The following is a 16043-nucleotide window of genomic DNA, read 5'->3' on the forward strand; positions in this document are numbered from 1 at the left end:
TCATGACAACTCCCTGGTCCATTCTCGCCGTCTCCAGCATGCTCGCGAGCCAAACGCAGCCCGCTGCGCGATTGGACCTGGGAACCTACAGTGTCGGCCCCGACAAGGTCCCCGTGACCTTCCCACTCGCCGGACTGGACGGCCCCGGCGGCGCGTACGCCGAGTTCGGGAACCTCCGTTTCCCGCTTCGCGCGGACGGCGCACTCATGGGTGGACGCATGGCCGACGGCGGCTGGGGCGAGTTTGCCAAGGGGTTCAGCAGCTACCGCGACGCGAGCGAAGGAACGATCACCTGGAAGACGAAGGTCTTCCTCTTTACGCGAGGCGAGCTCATCGCCAAACGGGGCCCAGCCAATTACAGTTTCCGTCGTGGCGTGATCGAGCCGTTTCAGATCGAGACGATCAAGGAATCGCTTGCACGACTGGGCGCAATGGTCAAGGGGCAAACCTTCGGCCGGATCAACCTTGAATTCGACATCACGGTCGATGACGATGCCGAGCGGATGGAGCTCACCAACGACTCGGGGCCGGCGTTCGGTCGCGCTTTCGTCACCGACGTGCTCGAATCCCGTCTCAACGACTACAACTTCCAGGCAGAAGACGGGATCTACCGCGGACCGTATCACGGCGTGCTCTGCATTCACGCCGGGCTCTCCGATCCGGTCCCTCTCATGAGCGTGCGCAGCATGCCCGTCAGCGCGGTCGGCTATTACGTCCGGTCTCCGCTCGCTGACGGCGATCGTCTCGCGCTCACATTGTACGCAAGCTGGATTCGCCAGCTCACTTGGCGTGCCGCTCGCTCAGGCTACGCGCTGCCCGTCATCACAGGCGGGATCGACAATCCGTTCGCCACCCACGCCCGGCAATTCGTCACCGACGCCATGTGGCCCGCGATCATGGACCTCGGTCCGCTCGGCGGGACCGGCTACTTGGCCCGGAAGTACCCTTCCGGCCAAGCGGCAGGCAGTTGGGCCAGCGTCGCCGACGATCCTTACTCCAAGCTTCCCCGCTTCAACCTTGAGTCCACCACGAACTGGCTCAAGAACAGTCCAGATCGCGTCAGCGCCCTGCTGGACGGCGCAAGCGAAGACGTGGTCCACGATGGCCGACGGATGCTCGTCCCGCTCCAGAAGGCCAGCGCCATCACGGAGCTGGCCGCGCCGCAGTACGGTCTCAAGGCGATGGGCCTCGTGGTCGGCAGAACACAAGCCGCCGTCCTCTTCGAAGCCGAAAGCGCGGTTCCGGCCGACGCGAGTCTCTTTGCTGCGCCCAATGTCCTCGCGCGCATGGCTCAAGCAGACCCCACCCCTGGGCTGCGACAAGACGATCAGAAGCGCTGGGTTTTCGTGGGCGACCCGAGCCAGCTGCTCCGGCCCGTTCCGATGCCTCCCGCATTCGATTACGTCGATTCGCTCCCCGAGAACATTCGAACGGAAGGCGTGCTCCGAGTCGAGAAGGCGATGGACGCGGACCGCGGTCCGATCCTCGTGGTCAGCGAACGCGGTCTCTACCGTGGCGGCGTAGTTTGGTTCGCCGGAGGCATGCCGCCGGTCATCAATGGTGCCGCGCGTCCTGTCATCGATTTTTGGTTCCGGGCTTCCGGTCGCGATCCGTTCGCGGTCCAAATCGACTTCGCCAACGGTCGTCGAGGGTGGCTCGTGCTCGGTCCGCCAGTGGATGTGCCCGTAGGAGCCGAGGAGCGCGGAGAGGTGACCCAGTCGGTTGCAGTCGAGTCGCTTAACACGTGGCAACGAGTCCGTGTCGATCTCTCTGACATGCTTGAGCGCGTCGGAAGCTCTGCCATCCGTACTCTGGCCATCACGCCGCAACCCTACTACGAGTACTTCGAGCGGCAGCTGGTCGAGCCAGCCACTTTTGAGATCTCTGCGATCCGATTCGACTCCGACAAATCTAACCTCTCTGCCCCAGCCGTGCCACCGGACGCTGATCTTCTCTCGATGATCCAGCGGGCAGGTGCGATCGAACCAGGGACCGCGACCGAATCCGATATCAAGTTGTTAGGTGATCTTCTCGAAGTCCCCAATCGCCGCGGAACTATCGCCGCTGCCGATGTACTCACGCGCGTCAAGGCACCTTCGCTCGTCTCCGGCCTCGTTAGTGCACTTCGATCCGGGCAACCGTGGGTTTCGATCACCGCCGCCAAGGCGCTCGCCAACCAAGGCACCGACGAGAGTTGGAGCGCACTCCGCCGTGCGCTGGAGATCGGTCCGTTTGATCACACTCGCCTCGGTGCGATTCAAGCGCTCTCCGGCACCAAGGACGCGAGCTACGTCGGGGCGATCAGCTTGGCCTATGCCGCGAAGAGCTGGCGAGTCCGGCGCGCCGCGGTCGAGGCGCTCGCCTCCATCCAAACACGTGAGGCTAGCATCGTCGCGATCACCTTCCTCCGTGAGGTTGAACCCAACGTTCGTTTGGCAGTGGTCCGCACCGCCAACGCGGGCTTTGACCTCGCCGCACGGCGCCTTCTTTACGCCGCCGTCAACGATCCCAGCGAAGAGGTCCGAGCTTCGGCCGCCATCCGCTTGCTCGATGCGGTAGACGAGGAGATCAAGCTTGAAGCCATGAAAGTGGTCCGCGATGAGAGCCCAACCGTCCGTCGCCGCGTATTGGATGGCCTGGCCGAGAAGCCAAGTCCCGCTGCCCATGCCCTCATCCTTCAGTCACTGGGGGACCGGGTCGCCGACGTTCGCGCTGCCGCGCTTCGCGCCCTCACCAAAGGCCCCAAGGAGGTCGGCTTGGACGACCTGAGCCCGGTGCTCGACGATCGGGACCCGCGCGTCCAGCTCGAGCTGCTTGAGCTGATGGTCGCGCGCAACGTCCCCATCTCCCCAGCGTTGCGCGCCGCATGGAAAACGAGCCCAGCACCCGAAGTGCGCGAGGCAGCGAGGCCCTTGCCGTGAAACTCATCTTCGGGTCGGACCATGCGGGCCACACCCTACGCCGCGTGCTCGTCCACACCGCGCGGCGGGATGGTCATGAATGCGTCGAGGTCGGTGCAATGGGCGAAGACCCGTACGACTACCCGGATGCTGCCGACGATCTCGCACCGAGAATCCTTTCGGGTGAGTTCGAACTCGGGGTGCTGATCTGCGGCAGTGGCATCGGCATTTGCATACGCGCAAACCGCCATCCTGGTATCCGCGCAGCCAACTGTTGGAATGTCGAATCGGCAAAACTGGCACGTTTGCACAATCATGCAAACGTTTTGTGCCTCGGTGAGCGTTTAGTAGAAGCAGAGCGGGCGGTCGAGATCCTCACCGCGTTCTTGAAGGCTCCGGAAGACCATGCGGAGCGTCACGAGCGTCGGGTCGGTAAGCTCGATGCAGCCATTTAGGTTATCGGAGTCTTCATGCAGAAAGGAACTTCAAAGCTATTTGCATTCGCGCTGGGATTCCTCGCGGCCGGAGCTATCTTCACCGGCGCGGTCCTGCGGGAGAAATCCACCAACGGATCGATCGACTGGGGCAACTCAGCCAATCACGTCGTGCTCATGGCCGACTCGCAGTCAAACAGCGTTGACATCCCTGAGTCGGTTTACTTCGCCAAGCTGATCGAGCTTCTGCAAGCCCAGTACGTCGAGAAGCCGGAAGCGACGGAGAAACTGGCGATCGGCGCAGTGAAGGGCATGGTCGTGAGTCTGCAAGATCCCCTGGCCACCTTCATGGATAAGACCCAGTTCGAGGCGTTCGCCAACGCCATGCACGGCAAGTTCGAAGGGATCGGCGCAGAGCTCAAGTTTGAATTCGATCCGACCGCGCTTGAGAAGCTTAAGAAGCGGCTCAAGGGCGAGGGGGTTGAGGACCTGGACTCGGCCACCCTGATTCCGAATGTCGTCGTCAGCGCAATCGTCCCCGGCAGCAACGCGGCAAAGGCCGGGCTGAAAATTGGGGATCAGATCATCGCTGTAGACGGCAAGACCGTCCTCAGCACGGCCATGGTCGAGTCGCTCCGCTCGGAAATCGAGACGGTCCGCAAGTCGAAGCTCGACGAAAATGCGATGAACCTCAGGCTTCGCAGCATCAGCGACCGGTTCACCAATAGTACGACCCCGCTGCGAGTAAAGGATCACCTCACGCTCGGCGCGACCGGCGAGTCCACGGTGGAGTGGGAACGTGGCACAAACGTTTTCAACGCCAAAATCGCCAAAGCACGCCAGACGTGGGAACCGATCCAGGAGCGCGGCGACGCCGTTGAAGTCCGCTTCTTCGACGGCGCAGACCGCGAACTGGCATCCCGGCTCGATGACAAGAAAGCGCTCACCATTGATCTGCGCAACAGCACGCAAGGAAGTTTCGAGACACTTCAAAAGATGCTCGACCTAGTCGCCCCCGCGGGTGTCTACGGCGAGATTGTCACCGATAAGAATGCAAAGCCAACACGGCTAGTGTCCCAGGGACAGCGCACCACGCCGCTCGACCTGACACTGATCGTCGATAAGTCCACTCGCGGAGCAGCCGAGGTGTTTGCCCTCGCACTCCAATCACGGAAGCTCGCCAAGATCGTCGGCGGCCCAACTGCTGGCGAGAAAGCAATCATCAAAACCGTTTTGTTGCCGGACGGAAGCGGATACACGCTCCCGGTGGGCGAATTCCATCCGGTGCTCGACACCAAAGTTGCCCGCGCCGAAAGGGAGGTGCGCCCGTGAATCCGGTCCTCAAAACTGTAACCGTCCCTCTCGTGATCGCTTCAGGACTCTTCCTCGGCTATATGGGCCGTGACTTCCAGAAGGGCGATTTTACGATGTCTGCGCTCACCTCGGCACTCCGCAAGCAGGAGCCGACCAAGGTCGATCCGGCCGAGCTCTTTAAGGGTGCATATCAGGATATTGAAACGAGCTACTACCGCTCGCTAGACCCGATCGAATTGAAGTACCACGCCATGGAAGGGGCCATGGCCTCGCTTGGAGATCCCCACACCGTCTTCATGAACCCTAAGTTCACGGAGGACTTTCTGAAGGAGACCCGTGGTTCCGCCACGTACGCGGGCATCGGCGCACGGCTCTCAGGCGATACCCAAGGGGCGAAGCTCGCCACAGTTTTCAAAGGCAGCCCGGCTTCGGCGGGCGGACTCCAGCCCGGTGACATCATCGTTGCCGTCGGCGCGACAAAAGTCGCGGGCATGGAGATTGACAAGATTGTCGGGCTCATCAAAGGGCCCGAAGGAACTCGGGTCAAGCTGACCATCTTACGCCCGAGCAGCGGCAAAACCCTGCAGCTGGAAATTCGGCGCGAACGGATCAACATTCCGACCGCCGACGGGCTCATTTTGCCAGGCACTCGCGTGGCCTATGTGATGGTCTACGGCTTCGCCGAGACGACCCCCAAGCAGTTCCGGTCTCAGATCCAAGACCTGGATGCCCAAGGGATCGACGGGCTCATCATTGACCTCCGCGGCAACCCCGGCGGCCTGCTCGATTCCGCCGCCGAGATGCTCGGGATCTTCACCGAGAACAAGCTCGTCGTCCGAACCGTCGGTCGCGATTACAAGGAAGAGCCGGTGTACACGCCGATGAACGAGCGCATGGACCTGGCTTATCCCGTCGTTGTACTGGTCAATGAGGATTCCGCAAGCGCCAGCGAGATCTTTGCAGGAGTTCTCCGCGACTACCGCCTCGCGACGCTCGTCGGCGAACACACCTACGGCAAGGCCTCGGTCCAGCGGATGTTCAACCTCCCCGATGGAGCCGCTGCCAAGGTCACTATCGCGAAGTACTTCTTGCCCAGCGGGCACGACATCATGCGCAAGGTCGATGATGAGGGCGGCTACATCAGCGGCGGACTCAAGCCAGATGTGGAAGTGAAGCTCAACCTCGGGCCAAACACCATGCTGGGCAACCCCGAGCGGGATAATCAGCTTCAGAAGGCACTTGAGGTCATCGCCAGCAAGCGCTAACGATTAGTAGACCGGGAGCTTTTCCTGCAGTTCGGTGCGGAAGGGCTCCAGGTGCTTGACGATGCGGTTCTCCTCGTCCAGCAGGAGCATCTTGGGTTCAATCGGCTCATCGGTCAAATCGAAGGCCGCGATGATCACCCGGTCGCCCGGCTGGAAAAACCGCGCTGCGCCGCCGTTCAACCCAACGACCCCGCTAACGCCCCCGAAGACGTAGGTGATAATCCGAGCGTCGTGATCGACAGCCCACACGTGCACCAATTCGCCATCCACGATGCCCGCAGCATCGAGAACCGCACGATCGACCTCAATGCTGCCCACGTAGTCGGGGTTTGCATAGGTTACGCGCGCGTGATGAAGCTTCGCCTTAAGAATCTGTGAGAGCCGCATTTGTGTTTGAAGTGTGTCCTTCGCCTGCCCTATCTTGGGGCTCTATATTCGAACCCACATCTTTATTAGCGCCGGAGCCGGCCGCTCCGTTGCGACGGCGGTACCAAGCGGACCAAAATCCGCCTAAGGTCATGATACCAGCCCCTACCCACACCAACAAGGTCATGGGCTTGTAGTACACGTCGAGCGGGAACAGCGGATTCTGGTAATAAACCTGGAGTGTGACGTCTTGCGTGGCCGCATCCATACGGTCCAGAGCGATCGTCAAGCCGCCTACGTCGGCTCGGAAATGCTCCGGTCCCTGATCGGTGATCGCCATTCCCGGGCTGACCTTGACGGCGTCGCTCCCCTTGGTCTGCACCAAGAGGTCGGCAAAGAACTTGGTCCCCATCACCCCCGCCTCACCTTCGCGTCGGAAGTTTTGGTAGGTCACCGTCGTGTCATCCACCTGCAAGCTTTGACCCTTCTTGAGCGTTGTGGGTTCCCCGGCCTCAAACTGCATGGGATAGACGGCCACGTAGATGTCGTGCGTCCCGTTCACATGGATCGCCGGGTGGACCGTCGGCGTCGGCTCGCCCTCTCCTGAGAAGGAGTAGTACAGCTCGGGGCTGGAATCAAACCTCTCGCCACTCAAGCTCTTAAACTCGAAATCGACTTTGTTCCCGCGCTTGGAATAGTCGCGGGCATCGCCATCCTTGAGGTTGATGACATAGCCCAGTGCAAAGCCGGGTGTTCCTGCTTGGATGACCGTCTGCTCCTTGCGTTGGAGCCCACGGCTTACGATGAGGCCCAGAACCGCCACGACCACGCCAACGTGCGTGAGCATGCTCCCGATGCCACCCTTCGAGCGCCGCCCTAGCTCAAGCAACTTGGACATATTCGCGCATAGCGTGAACAAACAAAGCCACGACAAGAACAGAATCCAGTTGGTAACTGGGATGGTGAAACCGAACGGGGCCCAAAGCGAATCCTCTGGCGCAGGCTTGAACTCGTTGTGCACGCCGTATTTCAGCCATAGGATCATGCCTGCGAGCAGCACCAACGAAGCCTGAAGAGATCGACCAATACGGTTCAGTACGACCTTCAGCGAGGACCCTCGCCAGCTCAAGAACGGTCCAATCGCCATCCCCAGGAGCAATGGAATCAGAATCCAGACGAGGATCCGGTTGTACATCGCCTCCTCGACTGCCTTCGGCGCTTTCCCTTGCAGCACGAACAACGCCGGGATACTCATGCCGACGCCCGCGCCGATCGCCATCGCCAGCAACAACCACTGCGCGGAGACGAACGCGCCCGCACGGCTGAGAAACGACGACGGCTCGGTCTCCGGCTGCAACTCTTGCCATGAGCGGATGCGCTTGAGCCACATTCCCAGGTAGCCCAACCCAAACACGCCGAGAATGCCGATCAAGACCCAACGCGCACCCGCGTCCATCTCGGCAAAGCTGTGCACGCTCTGGTCACCGTACACTCCGGAACGGGTCAAAAACGTGCCGTAAATGAACGTAAGTAGCCCGGTGCCGGCCAAGAACAGGTTCGAATTCCGACCGGTACCGCGGGTGGTCTGAAGAAGAAGCCCGTGGATCAGCACCACGGTCCACAGCCAAGGGACAAAGCTTGTGTTCTCGACTGGATCCCATGCCCAGAATCCGCCCCACCCGAGCGTCTCGTAAGCCCAAAATCCGCCCATGCACAGGCCGATTCCCAGCAGCGTGGCGGAAACCAGCGCCCAGGGACGAGCGAAGCTCACCCACTTGCTCGAGTCACCCTGGGCCAGCGCCGCAAATCCCAGCGAGAACAAAACGATCAGCGAACCGAAGCCGAGGAAGATCACCGGCGGGTGAATGGTGATCCAGTAGTTGATCAGCGCGGGCGTCATGCCGCTCCCTTCCGGGGGCATCAGCCGATTGTCGATCATCTCGACTTTGAACGGGGACTCGTACGCGAGAATCCCCGCGAGCGCGGCGAGAAACATCGCCGAAGAAACGCTAAACCACCGCCGGTAGTCCGGGAGCTTGCGCACCGCCAGCATCGCGAAGAGCGCGCTCGTCAGCGCCCACAGCAGGAAACTTCCCTCCTGCCCCGCCCACATGGCGGCGATCAGGTACGGCTTCTCCAGCGTGGTATCGGTGTGCCGGAAGACATAGCTGTACTGAAACTGATGGGTCTGAATCAGAATCCCGAGCACTGCGAACGCGGCGAAAAATGAACTGCCGCCGAGCGTGAAGCTCCAAGCGGCCCAGCGCGCCAAACTCGGGCGCTTGCCCTGGAGCAGCCACAGCACCGTAGACAGCACGAGGACCCCCAGCGAAAGAGTGATGAACCCGCGGCCCACTAGCCCCAAGGTCATGGCCCACTGCGCAGGGGCATGCAGTTCAACGTGATTGTGGGGATCCACTCAGCTTAGGCCTTGTTCAAGCTCTCGGGCTTGCCCGATTCATACTTGGACGGACACTTGGTCATCAGCTTCTCTGCCTTGAACGACCCGTCATGGTACGAACCGACGGCTACCACCCGAGTGGTCGTGCCCATATTTGCGGGAGCGTGCCCCTCGTGAAAGACCGTGACGAGCTTCCCGTGGTCATCTCTCAAGGTGAACGTGATCGAGCGCGCGCGCGGTTTTGAGATCATGGAGCCGCTGACGATCTCGCCGGCGAGATAGACCTTCTCGCCCTTCGATCGGACCGCCTGATCGACGGTGACCGTAGGGTTCGCGGTCATCAAGAATGCGGAGACCATCGCTGTGAGGGCGACGCTCGCCAGTACGGAGCTCAAGATCACGCTTTTCTTCATGAATTCCTAGGCTATTGTACGCGATCAGACCTCTCCCCTGGATGAGATACAATAGGGCTCTTCATGACGTGGACCCCGAGGATATTTGCAGTGTTGCTTGGCGCAGCGTTGGTGGCGCTCGCCGCGACCCAGCCCGCGCCCGAAGCGTTTCGCTCCGGAGTGCCCGGGACGACGGACCCCCAAGGGACGCTCCACTTTGAGACTCAAGTGGGCAGTTTCAAGCTGCTGGACGGCCAGGGTCGCGTCGATATGACGTTTCGCGGAACGGTCATGCTCAACCTCAAACCGGGCGCAAACGTCCAGACCTTCGGCAAGATCCGCAAGCAGTACGAAGGCCGCGGACGCGTCGTCTACTTCGGCGAGGGGCGCATGGTGTTCGTCGGGAAGTGGCGAAGTGCACAATTTTTCGGCAAGAATTTGAAGGCCACGTGGTTCGGTCACGGACGGGTCCGCATCATTAGCGAATTCTTCAAGGACCCCAAGACTGGCGAACTTGTCACCGGGCAGTTCTGGTACGACGACCCGAGCGACAAGGAATATTGGTTCACCGGAGGCACACAAGAGATTCCGCTGCCTCGGCCCAAGGAGGAATCGATTAGCCCAACTCCACGCGAGCGCAAGGATTAGGTTTGCTCAGGCAGACGTTCTGCCATATCCCGGGCATCGGCCGCGAGACTGAACGAAGTCTGTGGTCCCAAGGCTGTTCGGACTGGGACAGTCTGTTGGCGACCCCGGATCAGTTCTCGCTGGGCACCGCTGGCACCGAGCCCACCCTGCAAGAGCTACGCAAGTCGGTCCGGGCGCTGGAAAACCAGGATGCCAACTACTTTCGTAAGTGCCTGGGCCAACAAGAAGCCTGGCGAGCCTGGCCCGATTTTCGAGATTCCTGTGTCTATCTGGACATCGAGACCGACGGTGGACGGTTTGGCCAATCAGTCACCGTCGTGGGGCTCTACGATGGCAAAGAGTTCACCGCGCTGATCAAGGACGACAACCTCGACTCGTTCCTCGACATCATCGAGCAGTTCAAGATGATTGTCACCTTTTTCGGTACCGGCTTCGACCTACCGATGCTGGAGCGACGGTTCAAGGGATACCGCTTCAAGCAGATTCATCTCGACCTGTGCTATGCCCTCAAACGCATCGGCTATTCCGGCGGGCTCAAGAAGATCGAACGACAGTTGGGCATCGCACGCGGCAGCGAAGTCGACGGCATGAATGGCCGCGACGCCATCCGCTTATGGAGCGAGTACCGCCGCGGCTATGAGGAGTCTCTCAAAGTCCTTGTCGATTACAACCGTGAAGACGTCGTAAACCTGGAGCGGCTCGCATCGGTCGCCTACGAAGGACTCAAGCAACACGCCCTCACCGGACAAGCTGCCGCGCCACGGTCTTGAACCCGGTAACGCACCGTTCCAGCGATTTGTCGGTAATGTGGTGATGCAGGACAAGCCGGATGCGACGCTCCGCAGGGAGCATCGTCCAAACGCCCAGTTCGCGTAGCCGGTTCATCCATTCCACGGCGGGCCCAGGGGTTTCGACCATCACCATGTTGCTCTCGATGCGATCCGTCCAAACGCGAATGCCCGAGACGCCCTGAAGCGCCGCGCCCAGCCGTTTCGAGCGGTCGTGATCTTCCGCGAGACGGTCCACCATGGTACGGACCGCCACCTGACCTGCGGCTGCCAAAATGCCTGCCTGACGCATTCCACCGCCGAACCGCTTCCGCCAGTTCCGCGCCTCGGCGATGAACTCGCCGCCACCACACAACACCGACCCCACCGGTGCCCCGAGTCCCTTGCTGAGGCATAGGGTCACGGAGTCCACCGTCGAGGTCAGTTCCGCCAGCGTAACTCCTAGCGCGACGTGAGCATTCCAAGCGCGCGCACCATCCAAGTGAACCTTCATGCCCGATTCGTGGGCCAATCCGCTCAAAGCCGCCATCTGCCCCAATGAAGTCAGGGTCCCGCCCGCGCGATTGTGCGTGTTCTCGATGCACAGCAGCGTCGATCCCGGTGTGACGAAGCTCTTCTTGGTGATCCGCTTTCGGACCTCGTCGAGGTCCAGGACTCCGCGTTCCGAGGCGATCCCACGGCTCATGACTCCCGCGAACAGCGCAGGCGCGCCGCCTTCGTAGAAGAACACGTGCGAGTCTTCCTCGGCAATCACCGCATCGCCCGGAGTCGTCCAAGTCGCGATCGCCATTTGGTTCCCCATGGTCCCGCTCGGCACGAAGACTCCGGCCTCCATCCCCGCCATCGCTGCAACCTCGTTCTCCAGCTCGATCACCGTGGGGTCATCGCCAAGGACGTCATCGCCCACTTGCGCCGACGCCATCGCGTCCAACATCTCGGGCGTCGGACGTGTTACGGTATCACTTCGAAAGTCGTCGATCGGGTTCATAGGTCCTAGGATTTGCATTGCGCTCTTTATGTCAAGAAAATGTCGCCATGAGAGTAAAGAACTCTATGCGCATTCCGAGAACATAGAAGAGCGTGCAGGTGGGCGCATGTTACACCGATTTCGTAAGAGCTGGCCTCCACACTGCGCCGCTGCATCCGCTACCCAACGGGCGTTCTTGATCGCCCTAGAGCACGCATGATCTCTATTGACCGCCTAAAGCTTATGGCGCGACGACCGCCGGAGTTGCTCATCGCACCTCGGACGATCAGCGTGTTACGCCATCTAGCTCAAGCGTCTGCGCCCAGCGAGTTGTATGTTCGGGCACTCCAGGCGGACCTCGTCGCGGGCGTCCGATTCTTGCGAACTCACGGGATCCTCGACCGGACGACTGAGACCCGGATGATGTCTTTGGAAGCAGCCGTGCGGGGTGCCAAGACTGCGGGGATTCTCCAGTTCATTTCGCAAGCGCTCTTACAGCGAGGCGTGGGCGAGGACCTACCAGGCATCCCGTTCTCTCGCGCCCGGTTCTTGCGGCACTGCGCGTTTGTCGGCAGCTTTTGCCGCACGTATGCGACGATACGCCCACTCCCTGGCGTCTCTCCCGATACCGCCTACATGTTCGGGGCCGCCCACGATATCGGAACGATTGAGCTTGCCAAGCTCGCTCCGGAAGTGTTCACCTCCGTCTCCAGTTTCGCCCGCCAATGCGGTACGTCGTTCGATGTCGCGTTTTCTTGTTCCTTCCCCGAGTCCATCCACTCCCTCGGGGCCATTTTCGCAACTAACTGGCGTCTGCAACGCGAGTTCTCTGGGATGCTCGCCCGGTTCGATCAGGACACTCTGGAACCCGACGATGATCTGCTGGCGGTCGTGCTGATTGCCGACTGGCTATCCAGCCAAAACAACGCCACCTGGGAGCAGTGGCCCGCCATGTCGGTCCTGCCTCTCGCCATCGCCGAGCGATACACCGCCGAGCGCGAATTCTACGACGACGTCGCGCAGCAGACCCTGGAGTACTTGCAATCCCGGTTCGCGGGAGTCGCCCGCCCGGCAGCCTAGACCAACGAAGCGAGGAGATCGGCCGTCTCCGCCAGCGCTTCACCAAAAATACGCACGGCAAAGTCGACTTGCTCAGCCGTGATGATGAGTGGCGGCTCAAAGCGAATCACACGCGCATTGTTCAGCGTGTAAGCGGCGATCAGCCCGCGCTTCGTCATCTGCGCAACCGTCAGTTCGCCAACTTCGTCCTGAGTGAACTCGACCCCGATCATCAAGCTCTCGCCACGAACCTCGTGAATCAGTTCCGAGTAGCGGGCTTGAACTTCTTTCAGGCCGGACATCAGTTGGGCCCCGCGCTCGCGGCTGCGCTCAACCAATCCTTCCCGCTCGATCACATCCAAGGTTGCCAGGGCAGCGCGGCAAGCGAGCGGATTGCCGCCAAAGGTACTCGTGTGCATGAGCGGATTCTTTCCGTAGACCGCATCCCATACTGCCTTGGTCCCGAGCGTCGCGCCGATGGGCATGACCCCACCGCCAAGCGCTTTGGCCAGACACATCAGGTCCGGAGCGACCCTCTCCTTCTCGCAGCCGAACATGTAGCCGCATCGACCGAGTCCCGTTTGCACTTCGTCTGCGATCATCAGCGCGCCGTGACGGTCGCACGCCTCCCGGATCTTCGTCAAATACCCTTGGGGCGCAACGTGGATGCCGCCCTCGCCCTGGATGGTCTCAATGATCACCGCCGCGGTTTCGTCATCGACCGCCTGCTCCATCTCCGCGGCATCGCCATACTCCACGAACACTGGGCCCGGCATGAGCGGTCGGAACATATCTTGGTACTTGGATCGGCCTGTGGTTGCCAGCGCGCCTAGCGTCTTGCCGTGGTACCCGCCGTGGGTCGAGACGATCTTGCTGCGTCCGGTCGCGCCCTTCGCGAACTTCAGAGCGGCCTCAACCGCCTCCGTACCGCTATTACTAAAAAACGTGAACTGCAGATTTCCTGGCGAGATCCGTGCCAGCCGCTCGGCAAGCTCGGTCGCCACTGCGCCGAAGAACACCTTGCTGCTCAGCGGCATGGTGTCCAGTTGGTCTTTCACCGCGGCAACCACGTGCGGGTGCCGGTGGCCCACCGAGAACACGCCGTAGCCACCGAGACAGTCCAGATACTCGCGCCCTTCGTGGTCCCAGATGGTGCACCCTTCCGCCCGCATCTCGACCCCGAATCCGGCGAAGTTCATGAGCTTGCCCAAATAGGGATTTACGTACTCGGCGAACTGGTCCGCGACGTGCGCGTGAAAGCGATCGGCATCCATGCGATTGAGGATACCAACCCGGGGGCCGGAGGACCGGGACGTACGGTTACTTCTCGGAGAGCAGTTTGAGTAATTCCGTCCACGAGCGCCTGTCCGCATCGGCGTTGTAGCCGACTCCAGCGACGCCCAAACTGTCCGACCCCTTCACCGAAAACGCGTGCTTAGCACCAGGGTACGACACGAACTTCAGGTTCGCCTTCAGCGAGAGCATCTCCGCGGTGAACGCCTTCACCTGATCCTCCGGCACCAACGTATCGGCCTGACCGTGGAACACAAAGACGGTGGCTTTGATCGGATCGACCCCTTTGGAAAGCGGTGCTAGCCCGCCATGGAATGACACCACGTTCTTGACCGTCATCCCCGCGCGAGCCATCTCCAGTACCGCCGTTCCGCCGAAGCAGTAGCCGATCGCGGTGATCTGTTTGCTATCCACACCCTTCACGCCTTGGATGGCCCTCAGCCCGGCGGCCAACCGGCGGTGCAACAGGTTCGGATCGCGGTAATACTTCCCTGCCTCGGTCGAGCACTCGGCGACCGTCTTGGGCCGAATTCCCGTGCCATAGACGTCGATCGCCAGCGCAACGTAGCCCTTTGCGGCAAGCAGGTCCGCGCGCATTTTTTCATAAGCGTCGAGACCGTTCCAGTCGTGGACGATCAGCACCGCCCCCTTGCTCTTGGTGTTCATCTTGGGTGTCGCCAGGTACCCCGTCATGGACGACGTTCCGTCCATGTAGGAAAAGTCGGCTGCGACCGCACTTACGGTAGTTGCGCCCATGGCGAGCAGAAGGAGACTGATTCTCATGCGTGCATTCTGGCCCAAAATGCGACTATGGAGACGGTGTGGACCATAGGTTACGGAGCCGATCACTGGGCAGAATTTCTTGGTCGGCTTGAACCGTGGCGATTCACCCACCTGGTCGATGTGCGCACAAATCCTTATTCGCGCTACCAAGAGGATTTTCGCGGCGAGGACTTCGCGCACAAGGTACAAGCGGCAGGAATGAAGTACGTCTTCATGGGGGACCGGATCGGTGGTAAGCCGACTTGGCCCGAAGTCCACACCGAAGGAGTGCTTGATCGGGACAAACTCGCAAAGGACGCTCGGTTTATTCAAGGAATCGAAGCGGTGATGAAGGCCGCCGAGTCGACCGACCGCCGCATGTGCTTGATGTGCGGCTGCGCTCAGCCGCACGAGTGCCACCGTGGACGCATTTTGGGCGAATCGCTCCGACTCCGCGGACTAGAGTTGGTCCACATCCTCCCCGACGGATCCACTGCGCCCCAATCCGAGACCCGCCTATGGGCTGGGCTCGACCAGGGATCGCTCTTCTAACCCTGAAACTCGATCACCGTGAGCGCATCGGTGATGCCGACCGCATTGGGCAGGCACGCATAGACGTCCACCGCGCTCCCAAACGGCAAGAACACCTTCCCAAGTTGGGGCAAGACGTAGTCGGCATCAACGACCTGCCGAGCAGGCTGCGCCCCACCCTCCGGAACGAAGAACAACAAGATCTCACTGTCGGCCGATTGACTGGAGACGTAGATCGCCGTTCGAGCACGGTCGGTGCCCAGCCGCACTAGCGATTCCGAACTGACGGTGACGGTCTGACGCGACGAGACGGATTGGAGAACTCTTGGAGAAGGAAACATGGAGCTTCCGGCGAACAAGCCCCCCGCCGTCAACCGCGATGCCTTGGCACACCGAAGTAGATGCACTTTGAACCACGATCTTAGACAAGCAAGTTATCGACTGCAGTTTCTGCGCGGGCAGGTTCGATAAGCCGTTCGTGTGCTCGTCAATCGTGATTCACTTTTTGATCGCGGGTTCCCCTTCGAGCACGGTGTGGATGCTGCCTCCGATCCCGTTCGACTCGGCGACCAGCCCGCTCGCCGCCGTCTGCCATTCCGCTTCAGTCCATCCGGAATGGGAACTCCATCCGTTCGCGATCTCGCGACTGTCAAGCTCGGGCAGCCTTTTCTCAACCACACGAGTAGCCAACGGCGGGGTCCGTACAAGGGGTAGCGCCATCTTGCGCGAAGTCAAACGGGATGCCGAACCCGGTTCGCTCGGTTCCAACTCTGACCCACTTTGCACCCAAACAGTTTGGCGCCCCCGATTGGATTCGAACCAACGGCCCACCGCTTAGAAGGCGGTTGCTCTATCCCCTGAGCTACGGGGGCGTCTCCGCGATTAAAGGTACCTAAGTGGCAGGACTAAGTTCCTTTCTATCA

16 protein-coding genes and 1 tRNA gene are annotated in these 16043 nt (G+C 60.9%); 8 read left to right on the forward strand and 9 right to left on the reverse strand.

The window, feature by feature from the left end:
• Positions 1–2: 2 nt before the first annotated feature.
• The 4 genes from JNM85_00470 to JNM85_00485 are packed head-to-tail and all read left to right on the forward strand — an operon-like array spanning position 3 to position 5913.
• Positions 3–2921, forward strand: coding sequence for a HEAT repeat domain-containing protein (locus JNM85_00470; protein ID MBL8086525.1), 2919 nt, complete (start codon positions 3–5; stop codon positions 2919–2921).
• Positions 2918–3355: an RpiB/LacA/LacB family sugar-phosphate isomerase gene (locus JNM85_00475; protein ID MBL8086526.1), complete on the forward strand. Its 438-nt coding sequence runs from the start codon at positions 2918–2920 to the stop codon at positions 3353–3355. Before JNM85_00470 ends, JNM85_00475 begins: the two co-directional genes overlap by 4 nt.
• A gap of 15 nt (positions 3356–3370) precedes the next feature.
• The gene (locus JNM85_00480; GenBank protein MBL8086527.1) at positions 3371–4666 is read left to right on the forward strand and encodes a PDZ domain-containing protein; all 1296 of its coding nucleotides are present in this window, start codon (positions 3371–3373) and stop codon (positions 4664–4666) included.
• The gene (locus JNM85_00485) at positions 4663–5913 is read left to right on the forward strand and encodes a S41 family peptidase (GenBank protein ID MBL8086528.1); all 1251 of its coding nucleotides are present in this window, start codon (positions 4663–4665) and stop codon (positions 5911–5913) included. Before JNM85_00480 ends, JNM85_00485 begins: the two co-directional genes overlap by 4 nt.
• 3 nt (positions 5914–5916) lie before the next feature.
• Here JNM85_00485 and JNM85_00490 read toward each other — a convergent pair whose 3' ends face one another.
• From JNM85_00490 to JNM85_00500, 3 genes are read right to left on the reverse strand one after another with little or no spacing between them, the layout of a single operon-like run.
• On the reverse strand, positions 5917–6300 hold the full coding sequence (locus JNM85_00490; GenBank protein ID MBL8086529.1) for an aspartate 1-decarboxylase: 384 nt from the start codon (positions 6298–6300) through the stop codon (positions 5917–5919).
• Positions 6278–8698 carry a cytochrome c biogenesis protein CcsA gene (gene ccsA, locus JNM85_00495; protein ID MBL8086530.1) on the reverse strand — a complete coding sequence of 807 codons (2421 nt, stop codon included), beginning with the start codon at positions 8696–8698 and terminating at the stop codon, positions 6278–6280. The genes JNM85_00490 and ccsA overlap by 23 nt, the downstream gene beginning before the upstream one ends.
• Before the next feature lie 5 nt (positions 8699–8703).
• The gene (locus JNM85_00500) at positions 8704–9093 is read right to left on the reverse strand and encodes a cytochrome c maturation protein CcmE (GenBank protein MBL8086531.1); all 390 of its coding nucleotides are present in this window, start codon (positions 9091–9093) and stop codon (positions 8704–8706) included.
• Between the two features lie 63 nt (positions 9094–9156).
• On the opposite strand from JNM85_00500, the gene JNM85_00505 reads away from it, so the two are divergent.
• Both JNM85_00505 and JNM85_00510 read left to right on the forward strand, forming a co-directional pair.
• On the forward strand, positions 9157–9720 hold the full coding sequence (locus tag JNM85_00505) for a hypothetical protein (GenBank protein ID MBL8086532.1): 564 nt from the start codon (positions 9157–9159) through the stop codon (positions 9718–9720).
• Positions 9721–9722: 2 nt separating this feature from the next.
• Complete coding sequence (locus JNM85_00510) at positions 9723–10490, forward strand: ribonuclease H-like domain-containing protein (protein ID MBL8086533.1); 768 nt, start codon at positions 9723–9725, stop codon at positions 10488–10490.
• On the opposite strand, the gene JNM85_00515 is transcribed toward JNM85_00510, so the two are convergent.
• Positions 10459–11496 carry an aminotransferase class I/II-fold pyridoxal phosphate-dependent enzyme gene (locus JNM85_00515; protein MBL8086534.1) on the reverse strand — a complete coding sequence of 346 codons (1038 nt, stop codon included), beginning with the start codon at positions 11494–11496 and terminating at the stop codon, positions 10459–10461. The two genes, JNM85_00510 and JNM85_00515, sit on opposite strands and share 32 nt — an antisense overlap.
• A gap of 195 nt (positions 11497–11691) precedes the next feature.
• Between JNM85_00515 and JNM85_00520 the strand changes: the two genes are divergently transcribed.
• Complete coding sequence (locus JNM85_00520; protein ID MBL8086535.1) at positions 11692–12555, forward strand: HDOD domain-containing protein; 864 nt, start codon at positions 11692–11694, stop codon at positions 12553–12555.
• On the opposite strand, the gene JNM85_00525 is transcribed toward JNM85_00520, so the two are convergent.
• Together JNM85_00525 and JNM85_00530 are read right to left on the reverse strand one after the other, a co-directional pair.
• On the reverse strand, positions 12552–13907 hold the full coding sequence (locus JNM85_00525) for an aspartate aminotransferase family protein (GenBank protein ID MBL8086536.1): 1356 nt from the start codon (positions 13905–13907) through the stop codon (positions 12552–12554). The genes JNM85_00520 and JNM85_00525 overlap by 4 nt on opposite strands.
• Positions 13855–14610 carry a dienelactone hydrolase family protein gene (locus JNM85_00530; protein MBL8086537.1) on the reverse strand — a complete coding sequence of 252 codons (756 nt, stop codon included), beginning with the start codon at positions 14608–14610 and terminating at the stop codon, positions 13855–13857. Before JNM85_00530 ends, JNM85_00525 begins: the two co-directional genes overlap by 53 nt.
• A 27-nt stretch (positions 14611–14637) precedes the next feature.
• Between JNM85_00530 and JNM85_00535 the strand changes: the two genes are divergently transcribed.
• On the forward strand, positions 14638–15141 hold the full coding sequence (locus JNM85_00535; protein MBL8086538.1) for a DUF488 domain-containing protein: 504 nt from the start codon (positions 14638–14640) through the stop codon (positions 15139–15141).
• Here the strand turns inward: JNM85_00535 and JNM85_00540 are convergent.
• From JNM85_00540 to JNM85_00550, 3 genes are all read right to left on the reverse strand, one after another.
• Entirely contained in the window at positions 15138–15461 is a 324-nt protein-coding gene (locus tag JNM85_00540; protein MBL8086539.1) for a hypothetical protein, read from the reverse strand. The genes JNM85_00535 and JNM85_00540 overlap by 4 nt on opposite strands.
• A 157-nt stretch (positions 15462–15618) precedes the next feature.
• On the reverse strand, positions 15619–15798 hold the full coding sequence (locus JNM85_00545) for a hypothetical protein (protein MBL8086540.1): 180 nt from the start codon (positions 15796–15798) through the stop codon (positions 15619–15621).
• 118 nt (positions 15799–15916) lie between these two features.
• Positions 15917–15992 (reverse strand) — tRNA-Arg (locus tag JNM85_00550).
• Between the last annotated feature and the right edge of the window lie 51 nt (positions 15993–16043).

The organism is Chthonomonas sp., assembly GCA_016788115.1.
GTDB lineage: Bacteria > Armatimonadota > Fimbriimonadia > Fimbriimonadales > Fimbriimonadaceae > UBA2391.

What these genes read in the sequence shown, in the direction of transcription:
- JNM85_00505 (MBL8086532.1), top strand. Translation starts at nt 9,157, where the DNA reads ATGACGTGGACCCCGAGGATATTTGCAGTGTTGCTTGGCGCAGCGTTG.
- JNM85_00525 (MBL8086536.1), bottom strand. Translation starts at nt 13,907, where the DNA reads ATGCGGACAGGCGCTCGTGGACGGAATTACTCAAACTGCTCTCCGAGA.
- JNM85_00480 (MBL8086527.1), top strand. Translation starts at nt 3,371, where the DNA reads ATGCAGAAAGGAACTTCAAAGCTATTTGCATTCGCGCTGGGATTCCTC.
- JNM85_00540 (MBL8086539.1), bottom strand. Translation starts at nt 15,461, where the DNA reads ATGTTTCCTTCTCCAAGAGTTCTCCAATCCGTCTCGTCGCGTCAGACC.
- JNM85_00490 (MBL8086529.1), bottom strand. Translation starts at nt 6,300, where the DNA reads ATGCGGCTCTCACAGATTCTTAAGGCGAAGCTTCATCACGCGCGCGTA.
- JNM85_00500 (MBL8086531.1), bottom strand. Translation starts at nt 9,093, where the DNA reads ATGAAGAAAAGCGTGATCTTGAGCTCCGTACTGGCGAGCGTCGCCCTC.
- JNM85_00530 (MBL8086537.1), bottom strand. Translation starts at nt 14,610, where the DNA reads ATGAGAATCAGTCTCCTTCTGCTCGCCATGGGCGCAACTACCGTAAGT.
- JNM85_00535 (MBL8086538.1), top strand. Translation starts at nt 14,638, where the DNA reads ATGGAGACGGTGTGGACCATAGGTTACGGAGCCGATCACTGGGCAGAA.
- JNM85_00470 (MBL8086525.1), top strand. Translation starts at nt 3, where the DNA reads ATGACAACTCCCTGGTCCATTCTCGCCGTCTCCAGCATGCTCGCGAGC.
- JNM85_00520 (MBL8086535.1), top strand. Translation starts at nt 11,692, where the DNA reads ATGATCTCTATTGACCGCCTAAAGCTTATGGCGCGACGACCGCCGGAG.
- JNM85_00515 (MBL8086534.1), bottom strand. Translation starts at nt 11,496, where the DNA reads ATGAACCCGATCGACGACTTTCGAAGTGATACCGTAACACGTCCGACG.